The 25508-nt window shown below is 64.7% G+C and carries 27 protein-coding genes; 12 read left to right on the top strand and 15 right to left on the bottom strand.

Annotation, left to right across the window (positions count from 1 at the left end; all coding sequences use genetic code 11):
• The first annotated feature begins 29 nt into the window (after nucleotides 1-29).
• The 3 genes from C0V75_RS08105 (at nucleotide 30) to C0V75_RS08095 (ending at nucleotide 3361) form a co-directional block, all read left to right on the top strand.
• Complete coding sequence (locus C0V75_RS08105; protein WP_101920384.1) at nucleotides 30-623, top strand: DUF924 family protein; 594 nt, start codon at nucleotides 30-32, stop codon at nucleotides 621-623.
• Nucleotides 624-700: 77 nt separating this feature from the next.
• Nucleotides 701-2095, top strand: a complete 1395-nt coding sequence (gene lpdA / locus C0V75_RS08100; RefSeq protein ID WP_101920383.1) for a dihydrolipoyl dehydrogenase — start codon at nucleotides 701-703, stop codon at nucleotides 2093-2095.
• 102 nt (nucleotides 2096-2197) lie between these two features.
• Nucleotides 2198-3361, top strand: a complete 1164-nt coding sequence (locus C0V75_RS08095; protein WP_101920765.1) for an MFS transporter — start codon at nucleotides 2198-2200, stop codon at nucleotides 3359-3361.
• Here C0V75_RS08095 and C0V75_RS08090 read toward each other — a convergent pair.
• Nucleotides 3352-3687: a rhodanese-like domain-containing protein gene (locus C0V75_RS08090; protein ID WP_101920382.1), complete on the bottom strand. Its 336-nt coding sequence runs from the start codon at nucleotides 3685-3687 to the stop codon at nucleotides 3352-3354. The two genes, C0V75_RS08095 and C0V75_RS08090, sit on opposite strands and share 10 nt — an antisense overlap.
• 198 nt (nucleotides 3688-3885) lie before the next feature.
• On the opposite strand from C0V75_RS08090, the gene uvrA reads away from it, so the two are divergent.
• Nucleotides 3886-6744 carry an excinuclease ABC subunit UvrA gene (uvrA, locus tag C0V75_RS08085; protein WP_101920381.1) on the top strand — a complete coding sequence of 953 codons (2859 nt, stop codon included), beginning with the start codon at nucleotides 3886-3888 and terminating at the stop codon, nucleotides 6742-6744.
• A gap of 49 nt (nucleotides 6745-6793) precedes the next feature.
• Here uvrA and C0V75_RS08080 read toward each other — a convergent pair whose 3' ends face one another.
• From C0V75_RS08080 to C0V75_RS08070, 3 genes are all read right to left on the bottom strand, one after another.
• Nucleotides 6794-7000, bottom strand: a complete 207-nt coding sequence (locus C0V75_RS08080) for a DUF2892 domain-containing protein (protein WP_101920380.1) — start codon at nucleotides 6998-7000, stop codon at nucleotides 6794-6796.
• Nucleotides 7001-7131: 131 nt separating this feature from the next.
• Nucleotides 7132-7770 carry a Crp/Fnr family transcriptional regulator gene (locus tag C0V75_RS08075; RefSeq protein WP_101920379.1) on the bottom strand — a complete coding sequence of 213 codons (639 nt, stop codon included), beginning with the start codon at nucleotides 7768-7770 and terminating at the stop codon, nucleotides 7132-7134.
• 111 nt (nucleotides 7771-7881) lie between these two features.
• A complete protein-coding gene (locus C0V75_RS08070) occupies nucleotides 7882-9381 on the bottom strand; it encodes a CoA-acylating methylmalonate-semialdehyde dehydrogenase (RefSeq protein ID WP_101920378.1) in 1500 nt (499 codons plus the stop codon).
• 102 nt (nucleotides 9382-9483) lie between these two features.
• Here C0V75_RS08070 and C0V75_RS08065 point away from each other — a divergent pair, with 102 nt between their 5' ends.
• The 3 genes from C0V75_RS08065 (at nucleotide 9484) to coaD (ending at nucleotide 11454) form a co-directional block, all read left to right on the top strand.
• The gene (locus tag C0V75_RS08065) at nucleotides 9484-10386 is read left to right on the top strand and encodes a LysR family transcriptional regulator (protein WP_101920377.1); all 903 of its coding nucleotides are present in this window, start codon (nucleotides 9484-9486) and stop codon (nucleotides 10384-10386) included.
• Nucleotides 10387-10441: 55 nt separating this feature from the next.
• On the top strand, nucleotides 10442-10876 hold the full coding sequence (locus tag C0V75_RS08060; protein ID WP_101920376.1) for a CBS domain-containing protein: 435 nt from the start codon (nucleotides 10442-10444) through the stop codon (nucleotides 10874-10876).
• 86 nt (nucleotides 10877-10962) lie between these two features.
• On the top strand, nucleotides 10963-11454 hold the full coding sequence (gene coaD, locus C0V75_RS08055) for a pantetheine-phosphate adenylyltransferase (RefSeq protein WP_101920375.1): 492 nt from the start codon (nucleotides 10963-10965) through the stop codon (nucleotides 11452-11454).
• A 54-nt stretch (nucleotides 11455-11508) separates the two neighbouring features.
• Here the strand turns inward: coaD and C0V75_RS23160 are convergent, their stop codons facing one another.
• The 5 genes from C0V75_RS23160 to gap (C0V75_RS08040) form a co-directional block, all read right to left on the bottom strand.
• Nucleotides 11509-11670, bottom strand: a complete 162-nt coding sequence (locus C0V75_RS23160; protein ID WP_173861056.1) for a hypothetical protein — start codon at nucleotides 11668-11670, stop codon at nucleotides 11509-11511.
• 127 nt (nucleotides 11671-11797) lie between these two features.
• Nucleotides 11798-14356, bottom strand: coding sequence for a cation:proton antiporter (locus tag C0V75_RS08050; RefSeq protein ID WP_101920374.1), 2559 nt, complete (start codon nucleotides 14354-14356; stop codon nucleotides 11798-11800).
• Between the two features lie 91 nt (nucleotides 14357-14447).
• The gene (gene gap, locus C0V75_RS08045) at nucleotides 14448-15449 is read right to left on the bottom strand and encodes a type I glyceraldehyde-3-phosphate dehydrogenase (protein WP_101920373.1); all 1002 of its coding nucleotides are present in this window, start codon (nucleotides 15447-15449) and stop codon (nucleotides 14448-14450) included.
• Between the two features lie 96 nt (nucleotides 15450-15545).
• Nucleotides 15546-15689, bottom strand: a complete 144-nt coding sequence (locus tag C0V75_RS23155) for a hypothetical protein (protein WP_173861055.1) — start codon at nucleotides 15687-15689, stop codon at nucleotides 15546-15548.
• Nucleotides 15690-15699: 10 nt separating this feature from the next.
• On the bottom strand, nucleotides 15700-16704 hold the full coding sequence (gene gap / locus C0V75_RS08040) for a type I glyceraldehyde-3-phosphate dehydrogenase (protein ID WP_101920372.1): 1005 nt from the start codon (nucleotides 16702-16704) through the stop codon (nucleotides 15700-15702).
• Nucleotides 16705-16899: 195 nt separating this feature from the next.
• On the opposite strand from gap (C0V75_RS08040), the gene C0V75_RS08035 reads away from it, so the two are divergent.
• Complete coding sequence (locus C0V75_RS08035; RefSeq protein WP_101920371.1) at nucleotides 16900-17874, top strand: DUF808 domain-containing protein; 975 nt, start codon at nucleotides 16900-16902, stop codon at nucleotides 17872-17874.
• Nucleotides 17875-17927: 53 nt separating this feature from the next.
• On the opposite strand, the gene tkt is transcribed toward C0V75_RS08035, so the two are convergent.
• Nucleotides 17928-19943, bottom strand: coding sequence for a transketolase (tkt, locus tag C0V75_RS08030; RefSeq protein WP_101920370.1), 2016 nt, complete (start codon nucleotides 19941-19943; stop codon nucleotides 17928-17930).
• 229 nt (nucleotides 19944-20172) lie between these two features.
• Between tkt and C0V75_RS08025 the strand changes: the two genes are divergently transcribed.
• The 4 genes from C0V75_RS08025 (at nucleotide 20173) to C0V75_RS08010 (ending at nucleotide 21679) form a co-directional block, all read left to right on the top strand.
• Complete coding sequence (locus C0V75_RS08025; RefSeq protein WP_101920369.1) at nucleotides 20173-20706, top strand: hypothetical protein; 534 nt, start codon at nucleotides 20173-20175, stop codon at nucleotides 20704-20706.
• Nucleotides 20699-21067, top strand: coding sequence for a cell division protein ZapA (locus C0V75_RS08020; protein WP_101920368.1), 369 nt, complete (start codon nucleotides 20699-20701; stop codon nucleotides 21065-21067). The genes C0V75_RS08025 and C0V75_RS08020 overlap by 8 nt, the downstream gene beginning before the upstream one ends.
• Nucleotides 21068-21152: 85 nt before the next feature.
• Nucleotides 21153-21380, top strand: a complete 228-nt coding sequence (locus C0V75_RS08015; RefSeq protein ID WP_101920367.1) for a type II toxin-antitoxin system CcdA family antitoxin — start codon at nucleotides 21153-21155, stop codon at nucleotides 21378-21380.
• The gene (locus C0V75_RS08010; RefSeq protein ID WP_101920366.1) at nucleotides 21380-21679 is read left to right on the top strand and encodes a CcdB family protein; all 300 of its coding nucleotides are present in this window, start codon (nucleotides 21380-21382) and stop codon (nucleotides 21677-21679) included. Before C0V75_RS08015 ends, C0V75_RS08010 begins: the two co-directional genes overlap by 1 nt.
• Nucleotides 21680-21732: 53 nt before the next feature.
• On the opposite strand, the gene grxD is transcribed toward C0V75_RS08010, so the two are convergent.
• The 5 genes from grxD to purL are packed head-to-tail and all read right to left on the bottom strand — an operon-like array spanning nucleotide 21733 to nucleotide 25501.
• Nucleotides 21733-22092: a Grx4 family monothiol glutaredoxin gene (gene grxD / locus C0V75_RS08005; RefSeq protein WP_101920365.1), complete on the bottom strand. Its 360-nt coding sequence runs from the start codon at nucleotides 22090-22092 to the stop codon at nucleotides 21733-21735.
• A 12-nt stretch (nucleotides 22093-22104) separates the two neighbouring features.
• Nucleotides 22105-22338 carry a BolA/IbaG family iron-sulfur metabolism protein gene (locus C0V75_RS08000; RefSeq protein ID WP_101920364.1) on the bottom strand — a complete coding sequence of 78 codons (234 nt, stop codon included), beginning with the start codon at nucleotides 22336-22338 and terminating at the stop codon, nucleotides 22105-22107.
• Nucleotides 22339-22374: 36 nt separating this feature from the next.
• The gene (locus tag C0V75_RS07995) at nucleotides 22375-22890 is read right to left on the bottom strand and encodes a GNAT family N-acetyltransferase (protein ID WP_158241803.1); all 516 of its coding nucleotides are present in this window, start codon (nucleotides 22888-22890) and stop codon (nucleotides 22375-22377) included.
• Nucleotides 22887-23348: a GNAT family N-acetyltransferase gene (locus C0V75_RS07990; RefSeq protein WP_101920362.1), complete on the bottom strand. Its 462-nt coding sequence runs from the start codon at nucleotides 23346-23348 to the stop codon at nucleotides 22887-22889. The genes C0V75_RS07995 and C0V75_RS07990 overlap by 4 nt, the downstream gene beginning before the upstream one ends.
• Complete coding sequence (purL, locus tag C0V75_RS07985; RefSeq protein WP_101920361.1) at nucleotides 23348-25501, bottom strand: phosphoribosylformylglycinamidine synthase subunit PurL; 2154 nt, start codon at nucleotides 25499-25501, stop codon at nucleotides 23348-23350. Before purL ends, C0V75_RS07990 begins: the two co-directional genes overlap by 1 nt.
• Nucleotides 25502-25508 lie beyond the last annotated feature (7 nt).

Below are 25508 nucleotides of genomic sequence, written 5' to 3'. Positions count from 1 at the left end.
GTCGCCGCTTGAGCAGGGAAGGAAACCCCATGGCGGACCCGGTCGAACTCCTTGATTTCTGGCTGACCGAGATCGGACCCGACGGCTGGTATGCCGGGGGCGAGGCGATCGACAGCACCTGCCGCGACCGGTTCGAGGATCTCTGGACCGCCGCCCGCGACGGCCATCTCGATCACTGGATCGACGGCACCGTCGGCACGCTGGCCTATCTGATCCTGACCGATCAGCTTCCCCGCAACATGTTCCGCGGCACCGCCAAAAGCTTTGCCACCGATGCCCGCGCCCTCGCCGCCGCCCGCCGGGCGCTGGAGATGGGCTGGGACAAAGGCGCGCCGGAACCTGACCGGCAATTTTTCTACATGCCTTTCGAGCATTCCGAAGACCCTGCCGACCAATCCCTTGCGGTCACGCTGATGGAGGAACGCATGTCCTCCGATCCGGAAATGGCCCTGCATGCCCGCGCGCATCAATATGTCATAGCCCGCTTCGGCCGCTTTCCCGGCCGGAACGTGGCGCTTGGCCGCTTCAGTACGCCGGAAGAACAGGATTGGCTGGATGCCGGTGGCTATGCCGCCGAACTGCGCCGGATGCAGGAGGGCGCCAGCCATGCGCCCCATGCATAGGCCCCCGGCGCGGCCTTCGTTGCTTGGGCTTGGAAAATAGTTTAAGGCCAAACCAATTTCTTTGAGGGAGGAAAGCGATGGCCGCAGCCTATGATGTGATCGTGATCGGTGCCGGTCCGGGCGGCTATGTCGCCGCGATCCGCGCCGCGCAACTGGGCCGGAAGGTCGTGATCGTCGAACGCGAACATCTGGGCGGCATCTGCCTGAACTGGGGCTGCATCCCGACCAAGGCGCTGCTGCGCTCGGCGGAGGTGTTCCACCTGATGCACCGCGCCAAGGAGTTCGGACTGAAGGCGGATGGCATCGGCTATGATCTTCCCGCCGTCGTCGCCCGGTCCCGCGGGGTGGCCAAGCAGCTTTCTTCCGGCATCGGCCATCTGATGAAGAAGAACAAGATCACGGTCGTGATGGGGCAGGCCGCTGTCACCGCCAAGGGCAAGGTCAGCGTCAAGACTGACAAAGGGGTCGAGGAACTGACCGCGCCGAACATCATCCTCGCCACCGGCGCCCGCGCCCGCGAATTGCCGGGGCTGGAGGCGGATGGCGATCTGGTCTGGACCTACAGGCATGCCCTGCAACCCAAGCGGATGCCGAAAAAGCTTCTGGTGATCGGGTCCGGGGCCATCGGCATCGAATTCGCCTCCTTTTTCAACACGCTGGGCGCCGATACCACGGTGGTAGAGGTGATGGACCGCATCCTTCCCGTCGAAGATGCCGAGATTTCCGCCTTCGCGAAAAAGCAATTTGTGAAACAGGGGATGAAGATCCTCGAAAAGGCCGGGGTCAAGAAACTTGACCGCAAACCCGGCGTCGGCGTCACCGCCCATATCGAGGTGGGCGGCAAGATCGAAACCCATGACTTCGACACGGTCATTTCCGCCGTGGGCATCGTCGGCAATGTCGAAAACCTGGGGCTCGAGGCGCTGGGGGTGAAGATCGACCGCACCCATGTCATCACTGACGAATACTGCCGCACCGGCGTTGAAGGCCTCTACGCCATCGGCGACATCGCCGGGGCGCCCTGGCTTGCCCACAAGGCCAGCCATGAAGGCGTGATGGTCGCCGAACTCATCGCGGGCGGCCATCCCCATCCCATCAAGCCCAATTCCATCGCAGGCTGCACCTATTGCCATCCGCAGGTTGCCTCTGTCGGCCTGACCGAAGCCAAGGCGAAAGAGGCGGGATATGACATCAAGGTCGGCCGCTTCCCCTTCATCGGCAATGGCAAGGCCATCGCCCTTGGGGAATCCGAGGGCATGATCAAGACGATCTTCGACGCGAAGACAGGCGAGCTTCTGGGCGCGCATATGGTGGGCGCCGAGGTGACGGAGCTGATCCAGGGCTATGTCGTGGGGCGGTCGCTGGAAACCACCGAGGAAGATCTGATGAACACCGTCTTCCCGCATCCGACCCTGTCCGAGATGATGCATGAAGCGGTGCTTGACGCCTACGGCCGCGCGCTGCACTTCTGACGGCGCACCCGGACCGGGCGGGGCAGGGGGCTGTCTGCCCCCCACGGGCCGCTGCGCGACCCTCCCCCCGAGGATATTTGAGAACAGATGAAGGGGCAGGGGATGCGGGCTGTGGTGACGGTGTTCGCCCTCTGGCTGGCGGGGCTGGGCTCCGCCGCGCAATTCGGCAAGCTGTCGGTGGCCTTCGATCTGATGGCCGCCCGCTATCCCGAACAAGGGGCGGCGGGGATCGGGTTGATCGTTTCCATCGTGGGCATCGTCGGGTTGATCTTCGGCACGACTGCGGGGCTTCTGGTGGCGCGGATCGGCCCGCGCCGTGCCATCGTGGCGGCCCTCGCCCTCGGTGCGGCCGTCTCGGTCTTGCAGACGCTGCCCCTGCCTTACGCGGCCCTGATCCTGACGCGTGTTCTGGAAGGCGTGTCGCATCTGGCCATCGTCGTGGTTGGCCCCACGATGATCGCAGGCATCGCGTCACAGCGCCATCAGGGCCTTGCCATGACGCTGTGGAGCAGCTTCTTCGGTGTCACCTACGCGCTTCTCGCCGTGATCGGCCCGCCTCTGCTGGCCGAAGGCAGCATCGCGCCGCTCTTCCTTGCCCATGCCGGGTGGATGGCGGCGCTGGCTCTCATCCTGCGCGGCTTGCTGCCCTCCGATCCGCCCGCGCCCAGCCTGACCCTCGGCAGCGGCCTGATCGCGCAGCATCTGGCCATCTATGCCTCGCCACGCATCGCGGCCCCGGCGCTTGGCTTCGTCTTCTACACCGCGCTTTACGTGGCCGTGCTGACCCTGCTGCCGCCGCTTCTGCCTGAAGGGCAACGCGCCCTGGCGGCGGCGGGGATGCCGCTTTTCTCCATTGCCATCTCCCTGACGCTCGGGGTCTGGGGGCTGCGCTATCTGACGGCGGTGCAAATGGTTCAGGCAGGCTATGCGGCCGGGGCGCTTGCTACCCTGCTGCTCTGGGCGGGTTGGGGGCAGGGGAACCTTGCGCTCATCGCCGCCTTTCTGCTGGCCGGCGCGATGGGCATCGTGCAAGGGGCCAGCTTCGCCTCCATCCCGCAACTGAACCCTGCCCCCGAAGACCGCGCCCGCGCCTCGGGCGCCGTAGCGCAACTGGGGAATGTCGGCACGACCACCGGCACGCCGCTTCTGGCGCTGATGATAGGTGCGATGGGGCCTTCCGGCCTGATCGCCTTCTGCCTGCCACTCTGCCTTGCGGGGATCGCGGTCCACGCTTTGCAGGCCCGCCGCCGCGCCCGTCAGGCGTGACGCTGCACCTCTCCACCGCAGCCGCACCAATCGCCGAAGCCGCCGATATTCACCGCCTCATGCCCGAACTGCTCCAGCAGCGCCACTGCCCGCCCGGCCCGCGCCCCGGCAGCGCAGAAGACGGCCACCGGCTTTCCCGCCAGCCGCCTGTCGTAATCGGGCGAACGCGGATCGGCCTTCAGCGGCAGAAGACCCAGCGGAATATGCACCGCCCCCTTCGCCGTGCCGGAGGCGGCCACCTCTCCCGCCTCGCGCACATCCAGCAGCGTCAGCCGCCCCTGCCGCGCAAGCTCGACGGCCTCGGGAACCGAAGTGATCGTAATCATCGCCTTGCCCTTTCTATGCAAACTCTGGCGGATTACATATAGTAAAAATTGAATATGTAAAGGGGGCAGGGCGGGGCCGCTCAAAACCCGGGCAAAAGCCGCGCGCCAGGGTAGAATGTTCACCCATTGTTCACATTTTAAGATTGGAGACTCGCCCGCGATGCCCTATCTCTGCCCCATCCGTGCGGGAGACTGGCCATGGCCGAACAGAAGTTCATCGAAGTGCGCGGCGCGCGCGAACATAATCTGAAGGGCGTCGATCTCGACATCCCGCGCGATCAGCTTGTGGTCATCACCGGCCTCTCCGGCTCTGGCAAATCCTCGCTGGCCTTCGATACGATCTATGCCGAAGGGCAGCGCCGCTATGTCGAATCCCTCTCGGCCTATGCGCGGCAGTTCCTCGACATGATGGGGAAACCGGATGTGGATCACATCTCCGGCCTCTCGCCCGCCATCTCCATCGAACAGAAGACCACGTCGAAGAACCCGCGGTCCACCGTCGGCACGGTGACGGAGATTTATGACTACCTCCGCCTTCTCTTTGCCCGCGTCGGCACGCCCTACAGCCCCGCCACCGGCCTGCCCATCACGGCGATGCAGGTGCAGGACATGGTCGATGCCGTCATGGCCATGCCGGAAGGCACACGCGCCTATCTGCTGGCCCCGATCGTCCGGGACAGGAAGGGGGAGTACAAGAAGGAATTCCTCGACCTGCGCAAGCAGGGCTTTCAGCGGGTCAAGGTGGATGGCCAGTTCTACGAGCTTGAGGAGCCGCCCACCCTCGACAAGAAATTCCGCCACGACATCGACGTCGTGGTGGATCGGATCGTCGTGCGCGAAGGGCTGGAAACACGCCTTGCCGACAGTTTCCGCACTGCGCTGGACCTTGCCGATGGCATCGCCATCCTTGAAACCGCGCCCGCCGAGGGCGACCCCGAACGCATCACCTATTCGGAAAACTTCGCCTGCCCGGTCTCTGGCTTCACCATCCCCGAAATCGAAACGCGGCTTTTCTCCTTCAACGCGCCCTTCGGGGCCTGCCCGGCCTGTGACGGCCTCGGCGTCGAACTGTTCTTCGACGACCGCCTCGTCGTGCCCGATCAGGGCCTGACCCTGATGCAGGGCGCACTCGCGCCTTGGGCCAAATCGAAAAGCCCCTACTTCACGCAAACCATCCAGGCCCTTGCGAAACATTACGAATTCGACGCGAAGAAGAAATGGAAAGACCTGCCCGCCCATGTGCAGCAGCTCTTCCTTTATGGCTCGGGCGAAGAGGAGATCCGCTTCCGCTATGACGAAGGCGGCCGCATCTACGAAGTGTCCCGCGTCTTCGAAGGCGTCATCCCCAATATGGAACGCCGCTACCGCGAGACGGACTCTGCCTGGGTGCGCGAGGAATTCGAACGCTACCAGAACAACCGCAACTGCGGCACCTGCCACGGCTACCGGCTGAAGCCCGAGGCGCTGGCGGTCAAGATCGCGGGGCTTCATATCGGCGAAGTGGTCCGCATGTCGATCAAGGAAGCCTTTGCCTGGATCGGCACGGTGCCGGATAGCCTGACCAACCAGAAGAACGAAATCGCCCGCGCGATCCTCAAGGAAATCCGCGAACGCCTTGGATTCCTTGTCAATGTCGGCCTCGACTATCTGACCCTGTCGCGCAATGCCGGCACGCTGTCGGGCGGAGAGTCGCAGCGTATCCGTCTTGCATCGCAGATCGGATCGGGCCTGACGGGCGTGCTCTATGTCCTTGATGAACCCTCCATCGGCCTGCACCAGCGTGACAATGACCGGCTTCTGACCACGCTCAAGAACCTGCGCGATCAGGGCAACACGGTGCTGGTGGTGGAACATGACGAGGATGCCATCCGCGAGGCGGATTATGTCTTCGACATCGGCCCCGGCGCGGGGGTGCATGGCGGCCGCGTCGTCAGCCACGGCACGCCCGAACAGGTGGCCGCCGACCCGGTCAGCTTGACGGGCCAATACCTTTCCGGCCAGCGCGAGATTGCGGTGCCAAAGACCCGGCGCAGCGGCAGCGGCAAGAAGCTGACCGTGGTCGGGGCCACGGGCAACAACCTCAAGAACGTCACGGTGGACTTTCCCTTGGGCAAGTTCGTCTGCGTGACCGGCGTGTCGGGCGGCGGCAAGTCAACCCTCACCATCGAGACGCTGTTCAAGACCGCCGCCATGCGCCTGAACGGCGCGCGAGAGACGCCCGCACCGTGCGAGACGATCAAGGGTTTCGAACATCTCGACAAGGTCATCGACATCGACCAGCGGCCCATCGGGCGGACTCCGCGTTCGAATCCGGCCACTTACACGGGGGCCTTCACCCCTATCCGCGACTGGTTCGCCGGCCTGCCGGAATCCAAGGCGCGCGGCTATCAACCCGGCCGCTTCTCCTTCAACGTGAAGGGCGGGCGCTGCGAGGCCTGCCAAGGTGACGGCGTCATCAAGATCGAGATGCATTTCCTGCCCGATGTCTATGTCACCTGCGAAACCTGCAAGGGCCATCGCTACAATCGGGAAACGCTGGAAATAAAGTTCAAGAACAAAAGCATATCGGATGTTCTTGATATGACATGCGAAGATGCCCAAGGCTTCTTCCAGGCCGTTCCGGCGATCCGCGAGAAGATGGATGCGCTCTGTCAGGTGGGGCTTGGCTATATCAAGGTCGGCCAGCAGGCCACGACCCTGTCGGGGGGCGAGGCACAGCGCGTGAAACTCTCGAAGGAATTGTCGCGCCGGGCCACGGGGCGAACGCTCTACATCCTCGACGAACCCACAACCGGCCTGCATTTCGAGGATGTGCGCAAACTTCTTGAAGTGCTGCACGAGCTTGTCGATCAGGGCAACACGGTTGTCGTGATCGAGCACAATCTCGACGTCATCAAGACCGCCGACTGGATCATCGACATCGGTCCCGAAGGTGGCGATGGCGGGGGCGAGATCGTGGCGACCGGCACGCCGGAAGAGGTGGCCAAGGTCGAACGCAGCCATACCGGGCGCTATCTGCGCGACATGCTCAAACCCCGCCGCGTGGCCGCTGAATGAGAGAGGCGCCGCCCTCGGAGCGGCGCCTCTTCCACATCGCAGAGAAGGCTCAGGCCTTCTTCATCGGGCAGGTCGAAAGCCCGAGGATCGAATAGAGCGGGCAGGACGACATCAACCCCGTCGCCAGCGGCACGATCCCGATCAGATAGGCCCAGCGATAGGCCGCATCGGCATTCAGGAAGAACCCGGCCAGCAGGGCAAGGCCGACGACGATCCGCAGCACACGGTCAATTCCACCGACATTTTTCTTGAACATGATGGTTCCCTTTCTGTCCTTGGCCCGGTTCCTCCGGGTCATGGGAGAAACATAGCGAATCGCGCATATCTTGTCTGTGATATTGTCACGTCGGGCCGCGCCAACCGGTCCAGACGGGGCTTATGCCCCGCTTACCGCCCCGCTGCGCGGCGCAGGGCCAGCAGGTCGCGCAGATGCACCTCGCCCCTGTCGGTCTCCACCCAGCCCGATTTCGCAAAGGCATCCAGCTTGCGCGACACCACCTCGCGCGCCGATCCGATCCGCGCCGCGATTTCGGATTGCGTGGCGCGCACCACCCCCGCCTCGGCCAGGTCCAGCAATATGCCCGCCAGCCGCGCCTCGACCCGCCCGAAGGCCACCGATTCCAGAAGCCGCGTCAGATCGGCCATCCGCTGCCCGAAGGACCGCAGGACAAAGCCGCGAAAAGCCGGGTCGCGATCCATCAGCTTCAGGAAAAGCGGTTTCGGGATCGTCACCACTTCGGCATCGCTCACCGTGGCGGCAGTGCCGGAATAAGGCTCGTCCCCCAGAAGACCCAGCGTTGTCTGGATGCAGCTTTGCCCGCGCTCCACCGCGTAAAGCAGGATCTCGCGCCCCGAGGGGCCGGTCAGAAACACTTCCACCCTGCCGGACAGAACAAGCGGAAAGCCCTGCGCCCGATCCCCCGGCGCAAAGAGATCAAGCCCGCGCGGCAATCCCCGCCGCTGCAACAGGGAGAGGTCGGCCCGTGACTCCGGCAGGATCGGTCCGATGTCCGATATCCAGTCCATGGCACCTCCTTGCCTTCAGATTGATGAAAGCAGCCCGCAGCATCGGCAATCAAGGGCAAAACGCAAAAGGGCCGCCCGAGGGGGCGGCCCTTCCAGAGGCTGACAGGCAGATCAATCCATCTGTTTGAAATTGAAGGCCGCGCCCTCCTTGATCCCCGAAGGCCAGCGCGAGGTGATGGTCTTGGTCCGCGTATAGAAGCGGAACGCATCCGGGCCGTGCTGGTTCAGATCGCCGAAGGCCGATTTCTTCCAGCCGCCAAAGGTGTGATAGGCCAGCGGCACCGGGATCGGCACGTTGATCCCGATCATGCCCACGTTGACGCGGGCGGCAAAGTCGCGCGCCGTGTCGCCATCGCGGGTGAAGATCGCGGTCCCGTTGCCATATTCATGGTCCATCGCATAGGCCAAGGCTTCCTCATAGGTCTTGGCGCGGACGGTCGAAAGAACCGGCCCGAAGATTTCCTTGCGATAGATGTCCATGTCGCGGGTGACATGGTCAAAGAGGTGCGGGCCGACAAAGAACCCGTCCTCATAGCCCTGCAGCTTGAAGTTCCGGCCATCGACGACCAGCTTCGCCCCCTGCGCCACGCCGCTTTCGACCAGGCGCAGGATGTTCGCCTTCGCCGCGGCCGTCACCACGGGGCCGTAATCCACATCGTTTCCAGCGGTATAGGGGCCGACCTTCAACTTCTCGATCCGCGGGATCAGCTTTTCGATCAGCGCATCCGCCGTCGCATCGCCCACCGGCACCGCGACCGAGATCGCCATGCAGCGTTCGCCCGCCGCACCATAGCCCGCCCCGACCAGCGCATCCGCCGCCTGATCCATATCGGCATCCGGCATGATGATCATGTGGTTCTTGGCACCGCCAAAGCACTGCACGCGCTTGCCGTTGGAACAGCCACGGCCATAGATGTATTCCGCGATGGGGGTGGACCCGACGAAACCGATCCCGGCGATGATCGGGCTGTCCAGGATCGCATCCACCGCTTCCTTGTCACCGTTGATCACCTGAAGCACGCCATCGGGCAGCCCCGCCTCCTGCATCAGCTCGGCCAGCATCAGCGGCACCGACGGGTCACGCTCCGACGGTTTCAGGATGAAGGCATTCCCGCAGGCCAGCGCAGGCCCCATCTTCCACATCGGGATCATGGCCGGAAAGTTGAAGGGCGTGATCCCCGCCGCCACGCCGATGGGCTGGCGCATCGAATACATGTCGATCCCCGGACCCGCGCTATCGGTGAATTCGCCCTTCAAGAGATGCGGCGCGCCGATGCAGAACTCCATCACCTCCAGCCCGCGCTGGATATCGCCCTTCGCATCCGGAATGGTCTTGCCATGTTCCGAAGACAGCGCCTCGGCCAGCTTGTCCATGTCGCGGTTCAGAAGGCGGACGAATTCCATCATTACCCGCGCGCGGCGCTGCGGGTTGGTTGCGCCCCATTTCACCTGCGCCTTGGCGGCATCCGCCGTGGCCGCATCCAGCTCTGCCTTCGTTGCAAGCGCCACCTTGGCCTGCACCTCACCCGTCGCCGGGTTGAAGACATCGGCAAAGCGGCCCGATTTGCCCGCCACATGCTTGCCGTTGATCCAGTGACCGATCTCTTTCATGGGACCCTCCCTCATTTGCTGCTGGCACAATAGCCTTGCGGAAATGCCGTAAACAGCGGAAAGAACTCAAAGAGGCTTTGCAGAATTGCAGGATGGCAAGGCATGGACTGGGACGACCTCCGCATCTTCCTCGCTGTCGCCCGCAGCGAAAGCCTGTCGGGCGCGGGCAAGCGGCTGAAGATCGACGCCGCCACCGTCGGGCGCCGCATTGCCCGGCTGGAAGAGGCGATGGGCGCGCGCCTTTTCGCCAAATCCCCGCAGGGCTATGCCCTGACGGAAGAGGGCACCCGCCTTCTGCCCCATGCCGAACGCGCCGAAACCGCGCTGGACGGCGCGAGGGAAGCCCTCTCCGGTCCCGAAGGCCTGTCGGGCCAGATCCGCATCGGCGCGCCGGATGGCTGCGCCAACTATCTGCTGCCGCAGGTTCTGGCGGCCATCTGCGATGCCAATCCGGGGCTGGAGGTGCAGATCGTGGCGCTGCCCCGTGTCTTCAATCTCTCGAAACGCGAGGCCGATCTCGCCATCGCCGTCAGCCGCCCCACCGCAGGCCGCCTGACAGTGCAGAAGCTGACCGATTACCACCTCCACCTCGCCGCGCATCCCGACTACCTCGCCCAGGCGGCGCCCCTGACCGCCCCGCAGGACCTGCGGCATCATCGCCTGGTCGGCTACATCCCCGACATGATCCACGACAAGGAACTCGATTACCTCGCCGAACTCGGCGCGGGCACCGTGGCGCTGGCCTCCAATTCCGTTTCGGTGCAACTCAACTGGCTGCGCGCCGGGGCAGGGGTTGGCGTGGTGCATGACTTCGCCCTTCCCGCCGCGCCGGAACTCGTGCAGGTCATCCCCGATCGGGTCGCGCTTACCCGCAGTTTCTGGCTGATCCGCCATGCCGATGACGGCCGCGTGGCGCGGCTGAACCGCTTTGCCGATCTTCTGGCCCAGGGGTTGCGGCGCGAGGTGGCACGGCTGGAGGGGCAGGCGGCCGCAGGCCGCCGTTGACAGAAGGGTCAACCGCGCGCACCATCAAACTGACAACGAGGGAAGGGAGGAGCCCATGCTTGTCAGCCAGATCCTGAAGACCAAGGCCGATGACGGCGTCGTCACCGTGCCGCCGGGAACATCCGTCGCGCAGGTCGCCGAAATCCTGTCCACCCGCCGCATCGGGGCGATCATCGTCTCGCCCGATGGCAAACGCGTCTCGGGCATCGTCTCGGAACGCGACATCGTGCGCGAACTTGGCCGCCGCGGCCCCGCCTGCATGGCCGAAACCGTGGACAGCATCATGACCGCCAACACCGTCGGTTGCCGTCGCGAGGACCGGGCCGATGACGTGCTGCAAAAGATGACCGATGGACGCTTTCGCCATATGCCCGTGATGGATGGCAACCAGATGATCGGCCTCATTTCCATCGGCGACGTGGTCAAGGCGCGCCTGACCGAACTCGCCATGGAAAAGGACGCGCTGGAAGGGATGATCAAGGGCTTCTGACATCCCGCCTCGCGGCGCTTTGGGTCTTGCACTCATCCGCGCAATAATGTTGCGTGCATCCACCGCGACTGAGGGGGAGTGGACCCATGCGCATCGGCCTGTATCCGGGCACCTTCGACCCCATCACCCTGGGCCATGTCGATATCATCCAGCGCGCGATGGCGCTGGTGGATCGTCTGGTGATCGGCGTGGCGATCAACCGCGACAAGGGGCCGCTCTTCTCGCTCGAGGAACGGGTGGCGATGGTGCAGGCCGAATGCGCCGCCATCCAGGCCAAGACGGGGGGCGAGATCGTCGTCCATCCCTTTGAAAACCTGCTGATCGACTGCGCCCGCGATGTGGGGGCCAGCGTCATCGTGCGCGGCCTGCGCGCCGTGGCGGATTTCGAATATGAATTCCAGATGGTGGGGATGAACCGTGCCCTGGATGCCAGCATCGAGACGGTCTTCATGATGGCCGATGCCCGCCGACAGGCCATCGCGTCCAAGCTCGTCAAGGAAATCGCCCGCCTCGGCGGTGATGTGTCCAAATTCGTGACACCTCCGGTCGAGGCGGCCTTGAAGGCGCGCTTTGCCTGACATGCGAAAGGGGGCCGCAAGGCCCCCTCCCTCCGCGCCGGTCTGGCGTCGAACTTACTTGCCGTAAACGGCAGCCCAGGCGATGCGATCCGCATCCTCCGGATAGATCCCAAGGTCCAGCGCCACATCGCGCGGCAGCCGGGCGATCTCGTCGCGGGTCCGCTTGAACAGCGCCCGGTTGGCGGCAGCGGCCTTCAGCGTTTCGATCAGTTTCATCTCATGTTCCTTTCACGAACCTGCCAAGGGCTTCTCGGTTATCCCTTCGACATGCCGTGAAGATGGCCCTCATTGTTACCGCCAACAACGCCCAAGCGCAGGATGCCGTCATGCATTCAGCGCATGGCTACTCCGCGGGACGCATGCCAGCGCGCAGCTTCGCCATCAGATGCCGCGCCGCCTTCGGCCCCGATGGCACCGGCAGATCGACGATCACCCCGCGTTTCTCGGCGCTCTTCTGCACCGCCGCAGCCAGATCGGGAACCTGTGCCATCAGCGCGACGAACTCCGCCTCCTGCAAGGTCAGCAGCATCGTATGGCTCAGCGCGCGCACCGTGGCCCGCCTTGGCCGCTTCTGCAAGACGGACAGATGCCCGAACATCTCGCCATGGCCCAGGAGATGCCGCCCCCCGGCTATCTCTGCCTCCACCGCGCCACGCGCCACGAACCAGACGCGGTCGGGCAGGTCCTCCTTCTTCACCAGCACATCGCCCGGCGCGGCATAGACCGCCTTCATGCGGCGGGCGAGTTGCTTCAGCGACGCCTCATCAAGCCCGGCGAAAAGGGCAAAACCCCGCAGGATGTCGATCCGCTGGGTCCGCAGGTCCAGCTTGGGCCGCGTGGCCAGCTTTGCCCGCTCCGCCGTCAGGCGCTGTTGCAGCGAAAGGCGCAGTTCCGGGCCGATCAGCCCATCCTGCGTGTACTGGTCATACTCCACCTCCTCCTGCCGCAGGGCGAGGCGACGGATCAACTGCCGCTCCACCTCTTCGGCATAGCCCGGAAACTGGATGCGCAGCCCCTCCAGCTCGCGCCCCGCCTCTTCCATGCGCCATCCCACAAGGTCCTGAAGCAGGGCGGCCACGCGCCGCCCGTGTATCCGCAGGATGCGCTTTTCCACAAAGCTCCGCAGAAAGCGCAGCATCTGCTGATCCGCCACCAGAAACTCGAACCGGTCCGCGATCAGGTTCTGCAACCCGGCCTGCCAGCGGAACCGGCTATGCGCCCATTCCGCCAGCCCCAGCATCCGCCCCCGCCGCAACGCGCGCCGCGCCTGCGCGCGATACCCGGCCCGCCCCGCCGTCCGCGTCGCCTCGATCAGGCGGTCCGCATCGGCCAGCATCCGTTCCGCCGTGCGGGCCGAGATGAACCCGTCCCGGAAGGCATAAAGCACAAGGTCGCGCTCATGCCCTGCCAGCGCGACAAGGCCCAGCGTGACCCGGTCCTTGTCCAGGATGTCGCGCGCCTCATCCGCCTGCTCCACCGCCTTGTTCAGCCTCTCGCCAAAGCGCACCGCCTCTTCGCGGATGATGGCGGGCGTCAGATCGAAGCCCCGCACCGTCTCCGCCACCGTCTCGCGCACATCCTGCAAGGCCACCGCCACCACCTGCTCCGACAGCGCCCGGTCCAGCGGCGACAGCCGGTCCAGCCCCAGCCAGCCGATCATCAGCCGCAGCGTCGTGCCCTGCACCAGCAGCGTGAACAGCGCGAAACCCGTCGCCACGATGCCGACCTGCCGCTTGATCTCGAAGGGAATCGCCGGGTTCTCCGTCACTGCCAGCGCCAGCGCCAGCGTGACCGCCCCGCGCAAGCCGCCCCAGAGGATGGCAATGCGATAGGGCCCTTCCACCTTCGGCGACAGCCGCGCCAGCGACAGCAGTGGCAAAAGCCCCCAGAGGATCACCGCCCGCGCCGCAAAGGCCGCCACCACCACCACGCCGACCAGCAGGAAATCCTGCGCCACGGCCTGTTCCAGCGCCGAAGGCACCAGCAGCGCCGCCAGCACGAAGATCAACCCGCCCGCCCAATAGGCCAGCAGGTTCCAGGCCTCACGCAGGAAGGCCAGCGCCGGCGGGGCCAGCCGTCCTGGTGCGAGGAAATTCACCGTCATCCCCGCCACCACCGCCGCGACCACGCCCGACGCTGCCAGAACCTGATCGACGATCAGGAAGGTGGCGAAGGGCAGGGCGAAGCTCACCGACAGTTGCGCCAGCGGCCAGGGGTTCATCGCCGCCATCACCCACATCGCCACCCGCGCAAGGAACCAGCCGACCACCGCGCCAGCAAAGATCACCCAGGGCAGTTGCGCCATCACGCTCAGCGCCGAAGGTTCCGTCTCCCGCATCGCCAGCGCAGACAGGAACACCGAAAACAGCGCGATGGCCGCCGCGTCGTTCAGCAGGCTCTCCCCCTCCACGATCCGCGCCAGACGCTGCGGGGCAGGGGTCGCCCGGAAGATGCTGACCACCGCCGATGGATCGGTCGTCGAAACGATGGACCCCAGCAGCAGGCAGGCCAGCAAGGGCAGGCTCGAAAACGGCATCAGCGCCGCCGCAATCACCACCGTTGCCACGATCACCGCGATCACCGCCAGCGACAGGACCGGAACCCAGTCATCCATCAGCCGCCGCAGGTTCAGTGTCAGCGACACCTGAAACAGCAGGATCGGCAGCAGCACATAGATGAAGACCTCCGAAGAAATCGGCAGGCTCAGGATCGCCAGCGCCACGGGGTTCAGCGCATCGGTCATTTCGGTGCGCCAGAACCACGCCGCCCCGGCCCCGATGGCCATGCCAAGGCCCACAAGGATCACCGGCACAGGCAGCCGCAGCCGCGCGGCAAGCGGCTCCGCCAGAGCGATGGCCAGAAACAGCCCGCTCAGAATCGCGATGACGACAATCAGCTCCATGAAACCAAGATAGCCCGCCCCGGCGGTAACAAAAGCGAAGGCCGGTCACAGAGCATGACCGGCCTGCAACAATCCTGAAACCTGTCTGAAATCAGATCAGCTTGCCCATGGCGACGGCGGTATCCGCCATCCGGTTCGAGAATCCCCATTCATTGTCATACCAGGACAGGATGGAAACGAAGGTCCCATCCATCACCTTGGTCTGATCCATGTGGAAGACCGACGAATGCGGATCATGGTTGAAGTCGGAAGAAACATTCTTGAACTCGGTATAGCCGAGGATGCCTTTCATCGGCCCATCCGCCGCGGCCTTGATCGCGGCATTGATCTCTTCCACGGTCGTCGCACGCTTGGCGATGAACTTCAGGTCCACGACCGAAACATTCGGCGTCGGCACGCGGATCGCGAAGCCATCCATCTTGCCCTTCAGTTCCGGCAGCACCAGCCCCACCGCCTTTGCCGCCCCGGTCGACGTCGGGATCATCGACAGGGCCGCCGCACGGGCGCGATACAGGTCCTTGTGCATCGTATCCAGCGTCGGCTGATCGCCGGTATAGGAATGGATGGTGGTCATCATCCCCTTCTCGATCCCCACCACCTCATTCAGGACCTTCGCCACCGGCGACAGGCAGTTGGTGGTGCAAGAGGCGTTGGAAACGACCACATCCTCCTTGGTCAGCGTGTGGTGGTTCACGCCATAGACGATGGTCTTGTCTGCCCCGTCGCCGGGGGCGGAAATCAGCACCCGCTTCGATCCGTTCTCCAGATGGGCCAGGCACTTCTCCTTGCTGGTGAAGATGCCGGTGCATTCCATCACGATGTCCACATGGCCCCAGGGCAGATCGGCCGGGTTCTTGATCGCGGTCACCTTCATCGGCCCGCGCCCGACGTCGATCCAGTCCTCGCCCGTCGTTACTTGCGCCGGAAATCGGCCATGGACGGAATCAAAGCGCAGCAGATGGGCATTGGTTTCCACCGGTCCCAGATCGTTGATCGCCACGACCTCGATATCGGTGCGGCCCGACTCGATGATCCCGCGCAGCACGTTGCGCCCGATCCGGCCGAATCCGTTGATGGCAACTTTGACGGTCATGGCAATTCCTCCAATTGGATGGACGCGGCGAATCCGCCGCTCCGATAGCGCTAACATCCGCAGAACGGGCGGAAATTCAACCCGACTCGCGCGCGCTCAGCGCCAGAATGCCAAGAATTCGATGAAGACGAAGATTTTTCTCAGCACGAACAGTATCTCGTCCCCGCCCGTGACAGCAAGGTCCAGCACGATCAGCCCGACAAGGGCCAGGCCGAGGTAAAGCGCGATACGGTCGGTCACGACCCCTCCATCAGTGGAGGAGCCGCCCCATCACCCCGGCCACATCGGCCATCCGGCAGGAGAAGCCCCACTCGTTGTCATACCAGGCCAGCACGCGCACCGTGCGCCCGCCGACGACCTTGGTCTGGTCCGGGGCGAAGATAGACGATTGTGGCGTATGGTTGAAGTCGATGGAAACCTTGGGTTCCGGATCATAGGCCAGCACCATGCCCATATACCCCGCCGCCGCCTCGCGCACGATGTCGTTCACATCCTGCGCGGTCACCGTCTTGCCCGCGACAAAGGTCAGGTCCACCGCACTGACATTCGGGGTCGGCACGCGGATCGCACTGCCATCCAGCCGCCCCGCAAGTTCCGGCAGCACCTCGCCAAGGGCCTTGGCCGCGCCCGTGCTCGTGGGGATCATCGCCATCGCGGCGGCGCGGGCGCGATAGAGGTCCTTGTGCCGCCGGTCCAGCGTCGGCTGATCGCCGGTATAGGAATGGATCGTCGTCATGATGCCCGACTCGATCCCGATCGCGTCATTCAGAACCTTGGCCAGCGGGGCAAGGCAATTCGTCGTGCAGGACCCGTTCGACACGACCAGATGCTCTGCCGTCAGCGCGCGGTGGTTGACGCCGTAAACCACCGTCTTGTCCGCCCGCTTGGCCGGGGCCGACACCAGCACCCGCTTTGCCCCGCGCCCCAGATGCACTGCCGCCTTGTCACGGTCATTGAACTTGCCGGTGCATTCCAGGACGACATCCACCCCCTCCCAATCCAGCTCCTCCGGGTTGTAGCTGCTCATCACCCGGATCGGCCCGCGGCCCAGGTCCAGCATGTTGTCCTTCACCTTCACCGTGCCCGGAAACCGCCCGTGGACCGAGTCGTATTTCAGAAGATGCGCATTGGTCTCGATCGGTCCGGTGGCATTGATCGCCACCACCTGCACGTCGTTGCGGTTGCTTTCCGCGATATGGGCCAGCGTGCAGCGCCCGATCCGCCCGAACCCGTTGATCCCGATGGTGATGGTCATGTCTGCCGCTCCCTGCCAAAGACTCCCTGCCGATACCCCGGCCATAGCGAAGCGCGGGGCGGGGGGAAAGCCCGTTTCCGACATGATTTCAATGTGTTAACGCAAACATCGAAGGTTTGCGCTAACATCCCTCAGGCTTTGCCAAATCCCGCCCGCCGCGTTAGGTAGATCCCATGGGAACAAGGGAAGATTTGCATGAGTGGTCTGCTCGCCTTGCTTGACGACGTGGCCGCCATCGCCAAGGTCGCCGCCGCCTCCGTCGATGACATCGCCGCAGCCGCCGCCAAGGCGGGGACCAAGGCCGCAGGCGTGGTGATCGACGATGCCGCCGTCACACCCAAATATGTTCACGGCTTTTCGGCCGACCGCGAATTGCCCATCATCTGGCGCATCGCGGTGGGGTCGATGCGGAACAAGCTGATCTTCCTTCTGCCCGCGCTCCTCGCGCTTGACCATTTCCTTCCCGTCGCCATCACCCCGCTTCTGATGCTGGGCGGTGCCTATCTCTGCTTCGAAGGCGCGGAAAAGGTGCTCCACGCCTTCGCCCCCCATGCCGATGCCGAAGTGGCCGAGGATTTCGACACCGCCGATCCCGCCCATCTGGAAGAGGAAAAGGTCGCCGGTGCCATCAAGACCGACTTCATCCTGTCGGCCGAAATCATGACCATCGCGCTCGCCACCATCGAAAGCCCAAGCTTCGCGATGCAGGCCATTACGCTGGCCGTGGTCGGCATCCTCATCACCGTGGCCGTCTATGGCGCGGTCGCGCTGATCGTGAAGATGGATGATGTGGGTCTCCACATGGCCGCCACGGGCCGGACCGGGGCAGGGCGCGCGCTCGGGCGCGGGCTGGTGCGGGGGATGCCAAAGCTGATGGCCGCGCTGTCGCTCATTGGCACCGCCGCGATGCTCTGGGTCGGCGGCAATATCGTGACCCATGGGCTGGAGGTGACGCATCTCTGGCCCTGGCCCTATGAGACGATCCATCACCTCGCCGATGCCGCGGCCACGGCGCTTGCTACGGCGCAGGGCTTCGTTTCCTGGCTCGTCACCGCCTTCTTCGACGGCATCTTCGGCCTGATCCTCGGCGTGGCGCTGATCCCGGTTGCGACCCGCCTCATCGGCCCCGCCATCGCCGCCGTTACCGGAAAGAAGAAGGCCGCGCACTAGGCGCGGCCCAAATTTCTTCGAAGAAACTTGCAAAAATCTTCGAAGATTTTTGATCAGAGCAGGGACTTCGCCACCGCCACGGCATTTTCCGCCGTGATGCCGAATTCCTTGTAAAGCCGCTCCATCGGGGCGGATGCGCCGAAGGACGACATGCCCACGAACCCGGCCTTCGTCTCTTTCCCGCGCTCGCCCAAGAGCCAGCGGTCCCAACCCTGACGCACGCCCGCCTCGATCGCCACGCGCACCGGGCCACCCGGCAGCACGCGCTTGCGATAGGCTTCGTCCTGTGCGGCAAACAGTTCCATCGACGGCATGGAAACGACCCGCGTGCCGATCCCCTCGGCCTCCAGCGCGGCCCGCGCCTTCAGCGCGATCTCCACCTCCGACCCGGTGGCGATCAGGATCACCTGCCGCTTGCCCGTCGCCTCTTCCAGAACATAGGCGCCCTTGGCGACAAGGTTCTGGTTCACATGGGCCTTCCGCACCGCAGGCAGGTTCTGACGGCTCAAGGCCAGAACCGAAGGCCGGCAGGTCTGCGTCAGCGCCACTTCCCAGGCTTCCGCCGTCTCGACCATATCCGCCGGACGGATGACCAGCGTGTTGGGCGTCGCCCGGCTGATCGCCAGATGTTCGACCGGCTGGTGGGTCGGCCCGTCTTCGCCCAGTCCGATGCTGTCATGCGTCATCACATAGACGACCGGCAGCCCCATCAGCGCCGACAGGCGCATCGAGGGGCGGGCATAGTCGGTAAAGCACATGAACGTCCCGCCATAGGGCCGCACGCCGCCATGCAGCGCCATGCCGTTCATCGCCGCCGCCATGCCATGTTCGCGGATGCCGTAATAGACGTAACGGCCCTTGCGGTCCTCGGGCGTGAACACGCCCAGATCGGCGGTCTTGGTGTTGTTCGATCCCGTAAGGTCCGCCGACCCCCCGATGGTTTCCGTCATCACTGGATTGACCGCCGCCAGCACCTTTTCGGATGCCGCCCGCGTCGCCAGTTTCGGCATCGTCTCGACCGCCGCCTTCTTCACGCCACGGATGACCGAGGCCAGCTTCGCCGGGGCCTCGCCCGCGAAGATGCGCGCAAATTCCGCCTGCTTGGCCGCCGAAAGGGCCGCAAGCCGTGCCTTCCATTCCGCATGGGCCTTCGCCCCACGCGCGCCCTTGGCTTCCCAGGCCTTCTTGATATCGGCCGGAATCTCGAAGGGCCCGTGCTCCCAGCCGTAGCCCGCCTTCGCCGCCGCCATCTGCGCCGCATCCGTCAGCGCGCCATGGCCCTTGGAGGTGTCCTGCGCCGCATGGCCCAGCGCGATATGCGTCTTGCAGGCGATCATCGTGGGCTTGTCCGATGCCTTGGCGGCCGTCAGCGCGCGGTCGATATCCTCCGGGTCGTGCCCGTCGCAGGACAGCACGTTCCACCCCGAGGCCGCAAAGCGCGCCTTCTGATCCGTCACATCGGCAATCGACACCTTGCCGTCGATGGTGATGCCATTGTCATCCCACAGCACGATCAGGCGGCTCAATTGCTGCTTGCCCGCCAGGGCGATGGCCTCCTGGCTCACGCCTTCCATCAGACAGCCGTCGCCCGCGATCACATAGGTATGGTGATCGACGATCTTCGTCCCCCAGCGGGCGCGCAGGTTCTCTTCGGCGATGGCAAAGCCCACGGCATTGGCGATGCCCTGACCCAGAGGCCCGGTCGTCGTCTCCACCCCCGCGACATGGCCGAATTCCGGGTGCCCTGCGGTGATCGCGCCCCATTGACGGAAATTCTTGATCTGATCCAGCGTCATGTCGGCATAGCCGGTCAGGTAGAGCAGCGAATAGATCAGCATCGACCCATGGCCCGCCGACAGGATGAACCGGTCGCGGTTCGGCCAGCGCGGCGCGGCGGGATCGAAATTCAGATGCTTCTCGAAGAGGACGGTCGCCACATCGGCCATGCCCATCGGCATCCCCGAATGGCCCGAATTCGCGGCCGCCACCGCATCGAGCGTCAGGGTGCGGATCGCGCAGGCGCGTTTCCAGTGATCCGGGTGGCGGGCGCGGAGCGTCTGAATGTCCAAGGCCAGGGTCCTGTCGTAAGTTGCGGTTTTCGGCCCCGCTCTAGGGCGCATCTCGGGCAAGATCAAGCAATCCCCGCAAGCCCTTGGGTGCAAAGGCGTGAGTTGCGCCTTATTCTTGCGCTAAACTGGCGCTTAGGTCGGGACGGGGCGATTCGTGCCTGCCGCTCCCGCACCGGGCCGACAGGACGCAGAACCAGAAGAAACGTATCGCAGGACAGAAAGGCACCCCATGCAGGATTTGGCCGAGCTGGAACGCCGCATCGCCGCCGCGCTGCAACGCATCGGTGACGGGGTAGAGGCATTGTCGATGCGCCCCGCCGCCGCACCCGCGACAGAGGACGGCACCGATTCCGAAACCGAAACCCGCATTGCCGCGCTCGAGGCCGATCTCGCCGCGGAACGTGCGCTTTCCGCCAGCCTGCGCCAGCGCATCTCGGAGCTTGAAGATGCGCCGCCCACCATCGCTGACCTGCCCACGGATGTCGCCGCGCTTTACGCCCGGATCGACAAGATGACCGCCCAGCTCGACGTGCAGGGGCTCGAGATGCAGCGCATGCGCAAGACCGTGGTCCAGTTGCGCGAAAATCTGCGCGGCCTGCGCCGCGCCCAGGTGGCCAACCTCGCCGATCCCGAACAGATCAACCGCGCCATGATGGCCGAGATCGAGGCGATGCGCGTCTCCCGCCTGTCCGAAGTCGCCGAGATGGATGAAATCCTCTCCGAACTGACCCCCCTCATCACCGAAGAGCGTGCCGATGCCTGAACTCCATGTCACCATCGGCGGCCGGTCCTTCCCCGTCGCCTGTCAGGACGGCGAAGAACATTTCCTGCGCGCCGCCGCCGCCATGCTGGATGCCGAAGCCCAGCCCCTCGTCGCCCAGATGGGCCGCCTGCCCGAGGCGAAGATGCTGCTGATGGCGGGTCTCATGCTCGCCGACAAGACCGCCGCCGTCGAGGATGAGATACGCGCCCTCAAGGCCCGGATTGCCGATCTCGAATCCCGGCCCGAGAACCGGGTCGAAGTGCCGGTCATCCCGCCGCAGGTCACCGAAACCCTGGCCGAGATCGCCGCCCAGGCCGAGGCGCTGGCCCAGCGGGTGGACGAGGCGCGCGGCACCGCCTGACAACTGCAAGCTCTCGATGACGGTTCATACCGCTTCATCTGCGGTATGTTTTGCGGTATACTCTCGCCAACCGCAGGAGTCCGCCATGCCCGCCACCCGCCGCGCCACGTCCATGACCCTCGACGCCGCCCTTCTGGATGAGGCGCGCGCCTTGGGCATCAACATCTCCCGCGCCGCCGAGGAAGGCATCCTCGCACAGGTCCGCGCCGAACGCGGCCGCCGCTGGAAAGAGGACAACGCCGCCGACATCGCGGCCTATAACAAGTGGATTGAAGAGAACGGCGTGCCTCTCGCGCGCTATCGTAAGTTCTGATGGCAGATCAGTTCGACCTCTATCGAATGGCGGAAGGGGATTACGTCATCGTCCTGCAATCTGACCTGCTTGATGATCTGAACACCCGCGCCGTTTGCTTGGCCATTCCCGAAGGGGCAGCGGTCCCGGCGCTTTCGGCTTTATCCCCTGTCCTTACAGCTGGCGATATCCGACTACGCCTCGCCCCGCATGTCCTTGCCACCTTAACTGTGGCCGAACTCGGTAGTTTTGTTGCCAGTTTTTCGCACGAACGTGACAGGATCATTCGTGCATTTGACCTGATGCTCACGGGTTCCTGAAACAGCAAAAGGCCCGCCATTGGCGGGCCTTTCCTTGCGCGCATCACGCCCTCTCAGGCATTCGCCTCGCGGATCTTGTTCGCGGCATCCTTGTCGAAGGCCACACCTTTCGCCTCAAACAGCGCGTCCAGCTCGCCCGACAGCGTCATCTCCGTCACGATATCGCAGCCGCCCACGAATTCGCCCTTCACGTAAAGCTGCGGGATCGTCGGCCAGTCGCTGAAATCCTTGATGCCCTGACGGATATCCGGATCGGCCAGCACGTTCACATCGGCGAAACTCACGCCCATGTAGTTCAACACGCCTGCCACGCGGGAGGAAAACCCGCATTGCGGCATCATCTTGGTGCCCTTCATGAACAGCACCACGTCATTCTTCTCGATCGTCTCGCGGATCTGTGCCTCAGCGCTCATTCCCTTATCCTCTCACTCCGGCGCCTTCGTCGTCAGCGCCAGCGCATGGAGTTCCCCATGCGCGCCATCCATCTTTCCCTTCAGCGCGGCATAGACCGCCCGCTGCTGCTGCACCCGGTTCATGCCCTTGAAGCTCGCGTCGATCACTTCCGCCGCGAAATGCTGCCCGTCATCGCCCTGCACCGTGATCGTCGCATGGGGAAAGCTTTCCCGGATCAGATTCTCGATGTCGCGTGCGGTGATCATGCTGGCTCCCCGGTATTCCTGACCGAAGATGTATGCCTAAGGGGCAGGGGCCGCAAGTGGGGCAGGGGGCGGCAAGGCCTCCCATTCCGCGCGCAGCATCCCGTAAAGCATAAGGTCCACAGTCCGCCCCAGCATCGGCCGCCACCAATGCTCGCGCAGCCGTCCCTCAAGCCGGTAACCCGCCCGCTCATAGATCTTCTGCGCCCGCAGATTCTCGCTGCTCGCATCCAGCCAGACCCGCTTTGCCCCCAGCACGGAAAATCCGTAATCCGTCAGCGCCCGCACGAAAGCGAGGCCCATCCCGCCACCTGCCAGATCCAGCGCCAGCCGCCGCAACTCCACCGCCCCCGATGGCTCCCCCACTTCCGCAAACAAGGCGAACCCTGCCCGCACCCCGTCCACATCCCAGATCAGCAGCCGAAAGGCAGGATCGCTGGCATAGACCGCCAGCCGCGCCTCATCCTCATCCGTGATGTAGATGCCATAGTCGGGCCGCTGCGCCAGCGACCGGATGAAGGCGAAATCCGCGGGCAGGGCAGGGCGCAGGCTCATCCGCGCGCCCGCCATTCCCGCGCCAGCATCCCGAAGGCATGGCAATCCACCCAGGTTTCCCCCCGCTTCCAGCATTCGCGCATCGTTCCCTCCTGCGTGAATCCCGCCTTGCGGAAGGCCGACAGGGCCGCCCCATTGTCAAAAGCGATGTCACAGAACATCCGATGCGCCCCAAGCCCGCCGAAGACGTGATCCTGCACCGCTGCGATCAGGGCCTTCCCCTCGCCGCGCCCCGGCACCGCCAGGCCGAGGTTGATCAGATAGACCACCCCCGGATAGGCCCATTCCAGCACCGCCACCCCGTCGATGCCACCCCGATCCCAGATCAGCACACCCTTCGCCTCGGCGGCCGCAACCTCGCGCAGCCAGTCTTCGGATTGCCGCAAAAGCGACAGGGGATGCGCCGCGATAAGCGCGGTGACCGCCGGGATTTCCCCATCGGTCGCCTGCCGAAGCATCAGGCAACCGCCTTGGCAAAGGCGGACCGATACAGAACCGACAATTCCGCCACCGGCGCCGCATCGCCCCCGAAGGCGACCTTGTCCCCGCCGAAACGACCCACAACAGCCACGGGAACCCCCGCCGCCTTGCCCGCCGCGATCAGCGCCTCGGCCTTGTCGGTGGCCACCAGATAGCGCGCCTGATCCTCGCCGAACAGGAACCCGGCCTCGCCGCTGTCCAGCGTCACGCCAAGGCAGGCCCCTTCCGCCATCTCAAAGGCCGCCAGCGCCAGCCCGCCATCGCCAAGGTCGGTGCAAGCCCGGATCAGCGCGCGGTTGGCCCGTACGAATTCCCCATGCCGCTTTTCCGCTGCCAGATCGACGGCAGGCGCATCCCCCGCCTCGATCCCGAACATCTCGGCCAGCACCGCCGATTGCCCCAGATGCGCGCCCGGCGCCCCGATCAGCACCGCCGCATCGCCCGCCACCGGCTTGCCGTGGATCACCTCGTCGAGCGAGGACAGAATTCCCACGGCCCCGATCGTCGGCGTAGGCAGGATCGCCCGCCCGTCCGTCTCGTTGTAAAGCGACACGTTGCCCGACACGATGGGCATGTCCAGCGCCGCCACCGCCGCGCCGATCCCTTTGATCGCGCCCACGAACTGCCCCATGATCTCGGGCTTTTCCGGGTTGCCGAAGTTCAGGTTATCCGTCGTGGCAAGGGGCCGCGCCCCCACCGCCGTCAGGTTGCGGTACGCCTCGGCAACCGCCTGCTTGCCGCCCTCCACCGGGTTGGCCTTCACATAGCGCGGCGTCACGTCCGACGTGAAGGCCAGCGCCTTGCCCGTCCCATGCACCCGCACCACGCCCGCAGGCAGGCCCGGCGTCACCACCGTATCGGCGCCCACCTGGCTGTCATACTGTTCCCAGACCCACGCCTTGTGGGCATAGGTCGGGCTGCCGATCAGCGCCCGCAGCCCCGCCAGCGGCGCAATCACAGGAATGTCACCCAGAGGCGCAGCCTTGGGCGTCTCCACCCAGGGCCGGTCATATTCCGGCGCGCTGGAGGACAGTTTCGACAAGGGCAGGTCCGCCTTGATCTCGTTCCCATGCAGGATCAGGAACCGATCCTCGGGGATCGTCTCGCCCACGATGGCGAAATCGAGGTCCCATTTCACGAAGATCGCCCGCGCCTCGGCCTCTTTCTCGGGCTTCAGCACCATCAGCATCCGTTCCTGGGATTCCGACAGCATCATCTCATAGGCCGTCATGCCCGTCTCGCGCTGGGGCACATTGTCCAGTTGCAGCCGGATGCCAAGGCCGCCCTTGTCGCCCATCTCCACCGCCGAACAGGTCAGGCCCGCCGCCCCCATATCCTGAATGGAAATCACCGCACCCGAAGCCATCAGCTCCAGACAGGCCTCCAGCAGACGCTTCTCGGTGAAGGGGTCGCCCACCTGCACCGTGGGCCGCTTCTCCTCGATCGTTTCGTCGAATTCGGCGCTGGCCATGGTCGCCCCGCCCACGCCATCGCGCCCGGTTTTCGCGCCGAGATAGACCACCGGCATTCCTACGCCCGAGGCGGCGGAGTAGAAAATCTTGTCCGCATCCGCCAAGCCTGCGGCAAAGGCATTCACCAGACAGTTGCCGTTATAGGCGCGGTGGAACCGGACCTCGCCGCCCACCGTCGGCACGCCAAAGGCATTGCCATAGGCCCCGATCCCCTCGACCACCCCCTTCACAAGGTGGCTGGTCTTCGGATGTGACGGCTCCCCGAAAGACAGCGCATTCATCGCCGCGATGGGCCGCGCGCCCATGGTAAAGACGTCGCGCAGGATGCCCCCCACGCCCGTCGCCGCGCCCTGATGGGGTTCGATATAGGACGGGTGGTTGTGGCTCTCCATCTTGAAGATCACGGCCTGCCCGTCGCCGATATCCACCACCCCCGCATTTTCCCCCGGACCGCAGATCACCTGCGGCCCTGTGGTCGGCAGCGTGCGCAGCCATTTCTTCGACGACTTGTAGGAACAATGCTCGTTCCACATCGCGCTGAAGATGCCCAGTTCCGTAAAGGTCGGCTCCCGCCCGATGATCTCCAATATCCGCTGATACTCGTCCGGCTTCAGCCCGTGGCTGGCGATCAGGTCGGGCGTCAGGGCGGGTTCAGTCATGGCGGCA

It is taken from the genome of Tabrizicola sp. TH137 (assembly GCF_002855575.1).
GTDB lineage: Bacteria > Pseudomonadota > Alphaproteobacteria > Rhodobacterales > Rhodobacteraceae > Paragemmobacter.
Note: the sequence above shows the minus strand (reverse complement) of the source record. Positions and strands in the feature narration are given on the sequence as shown.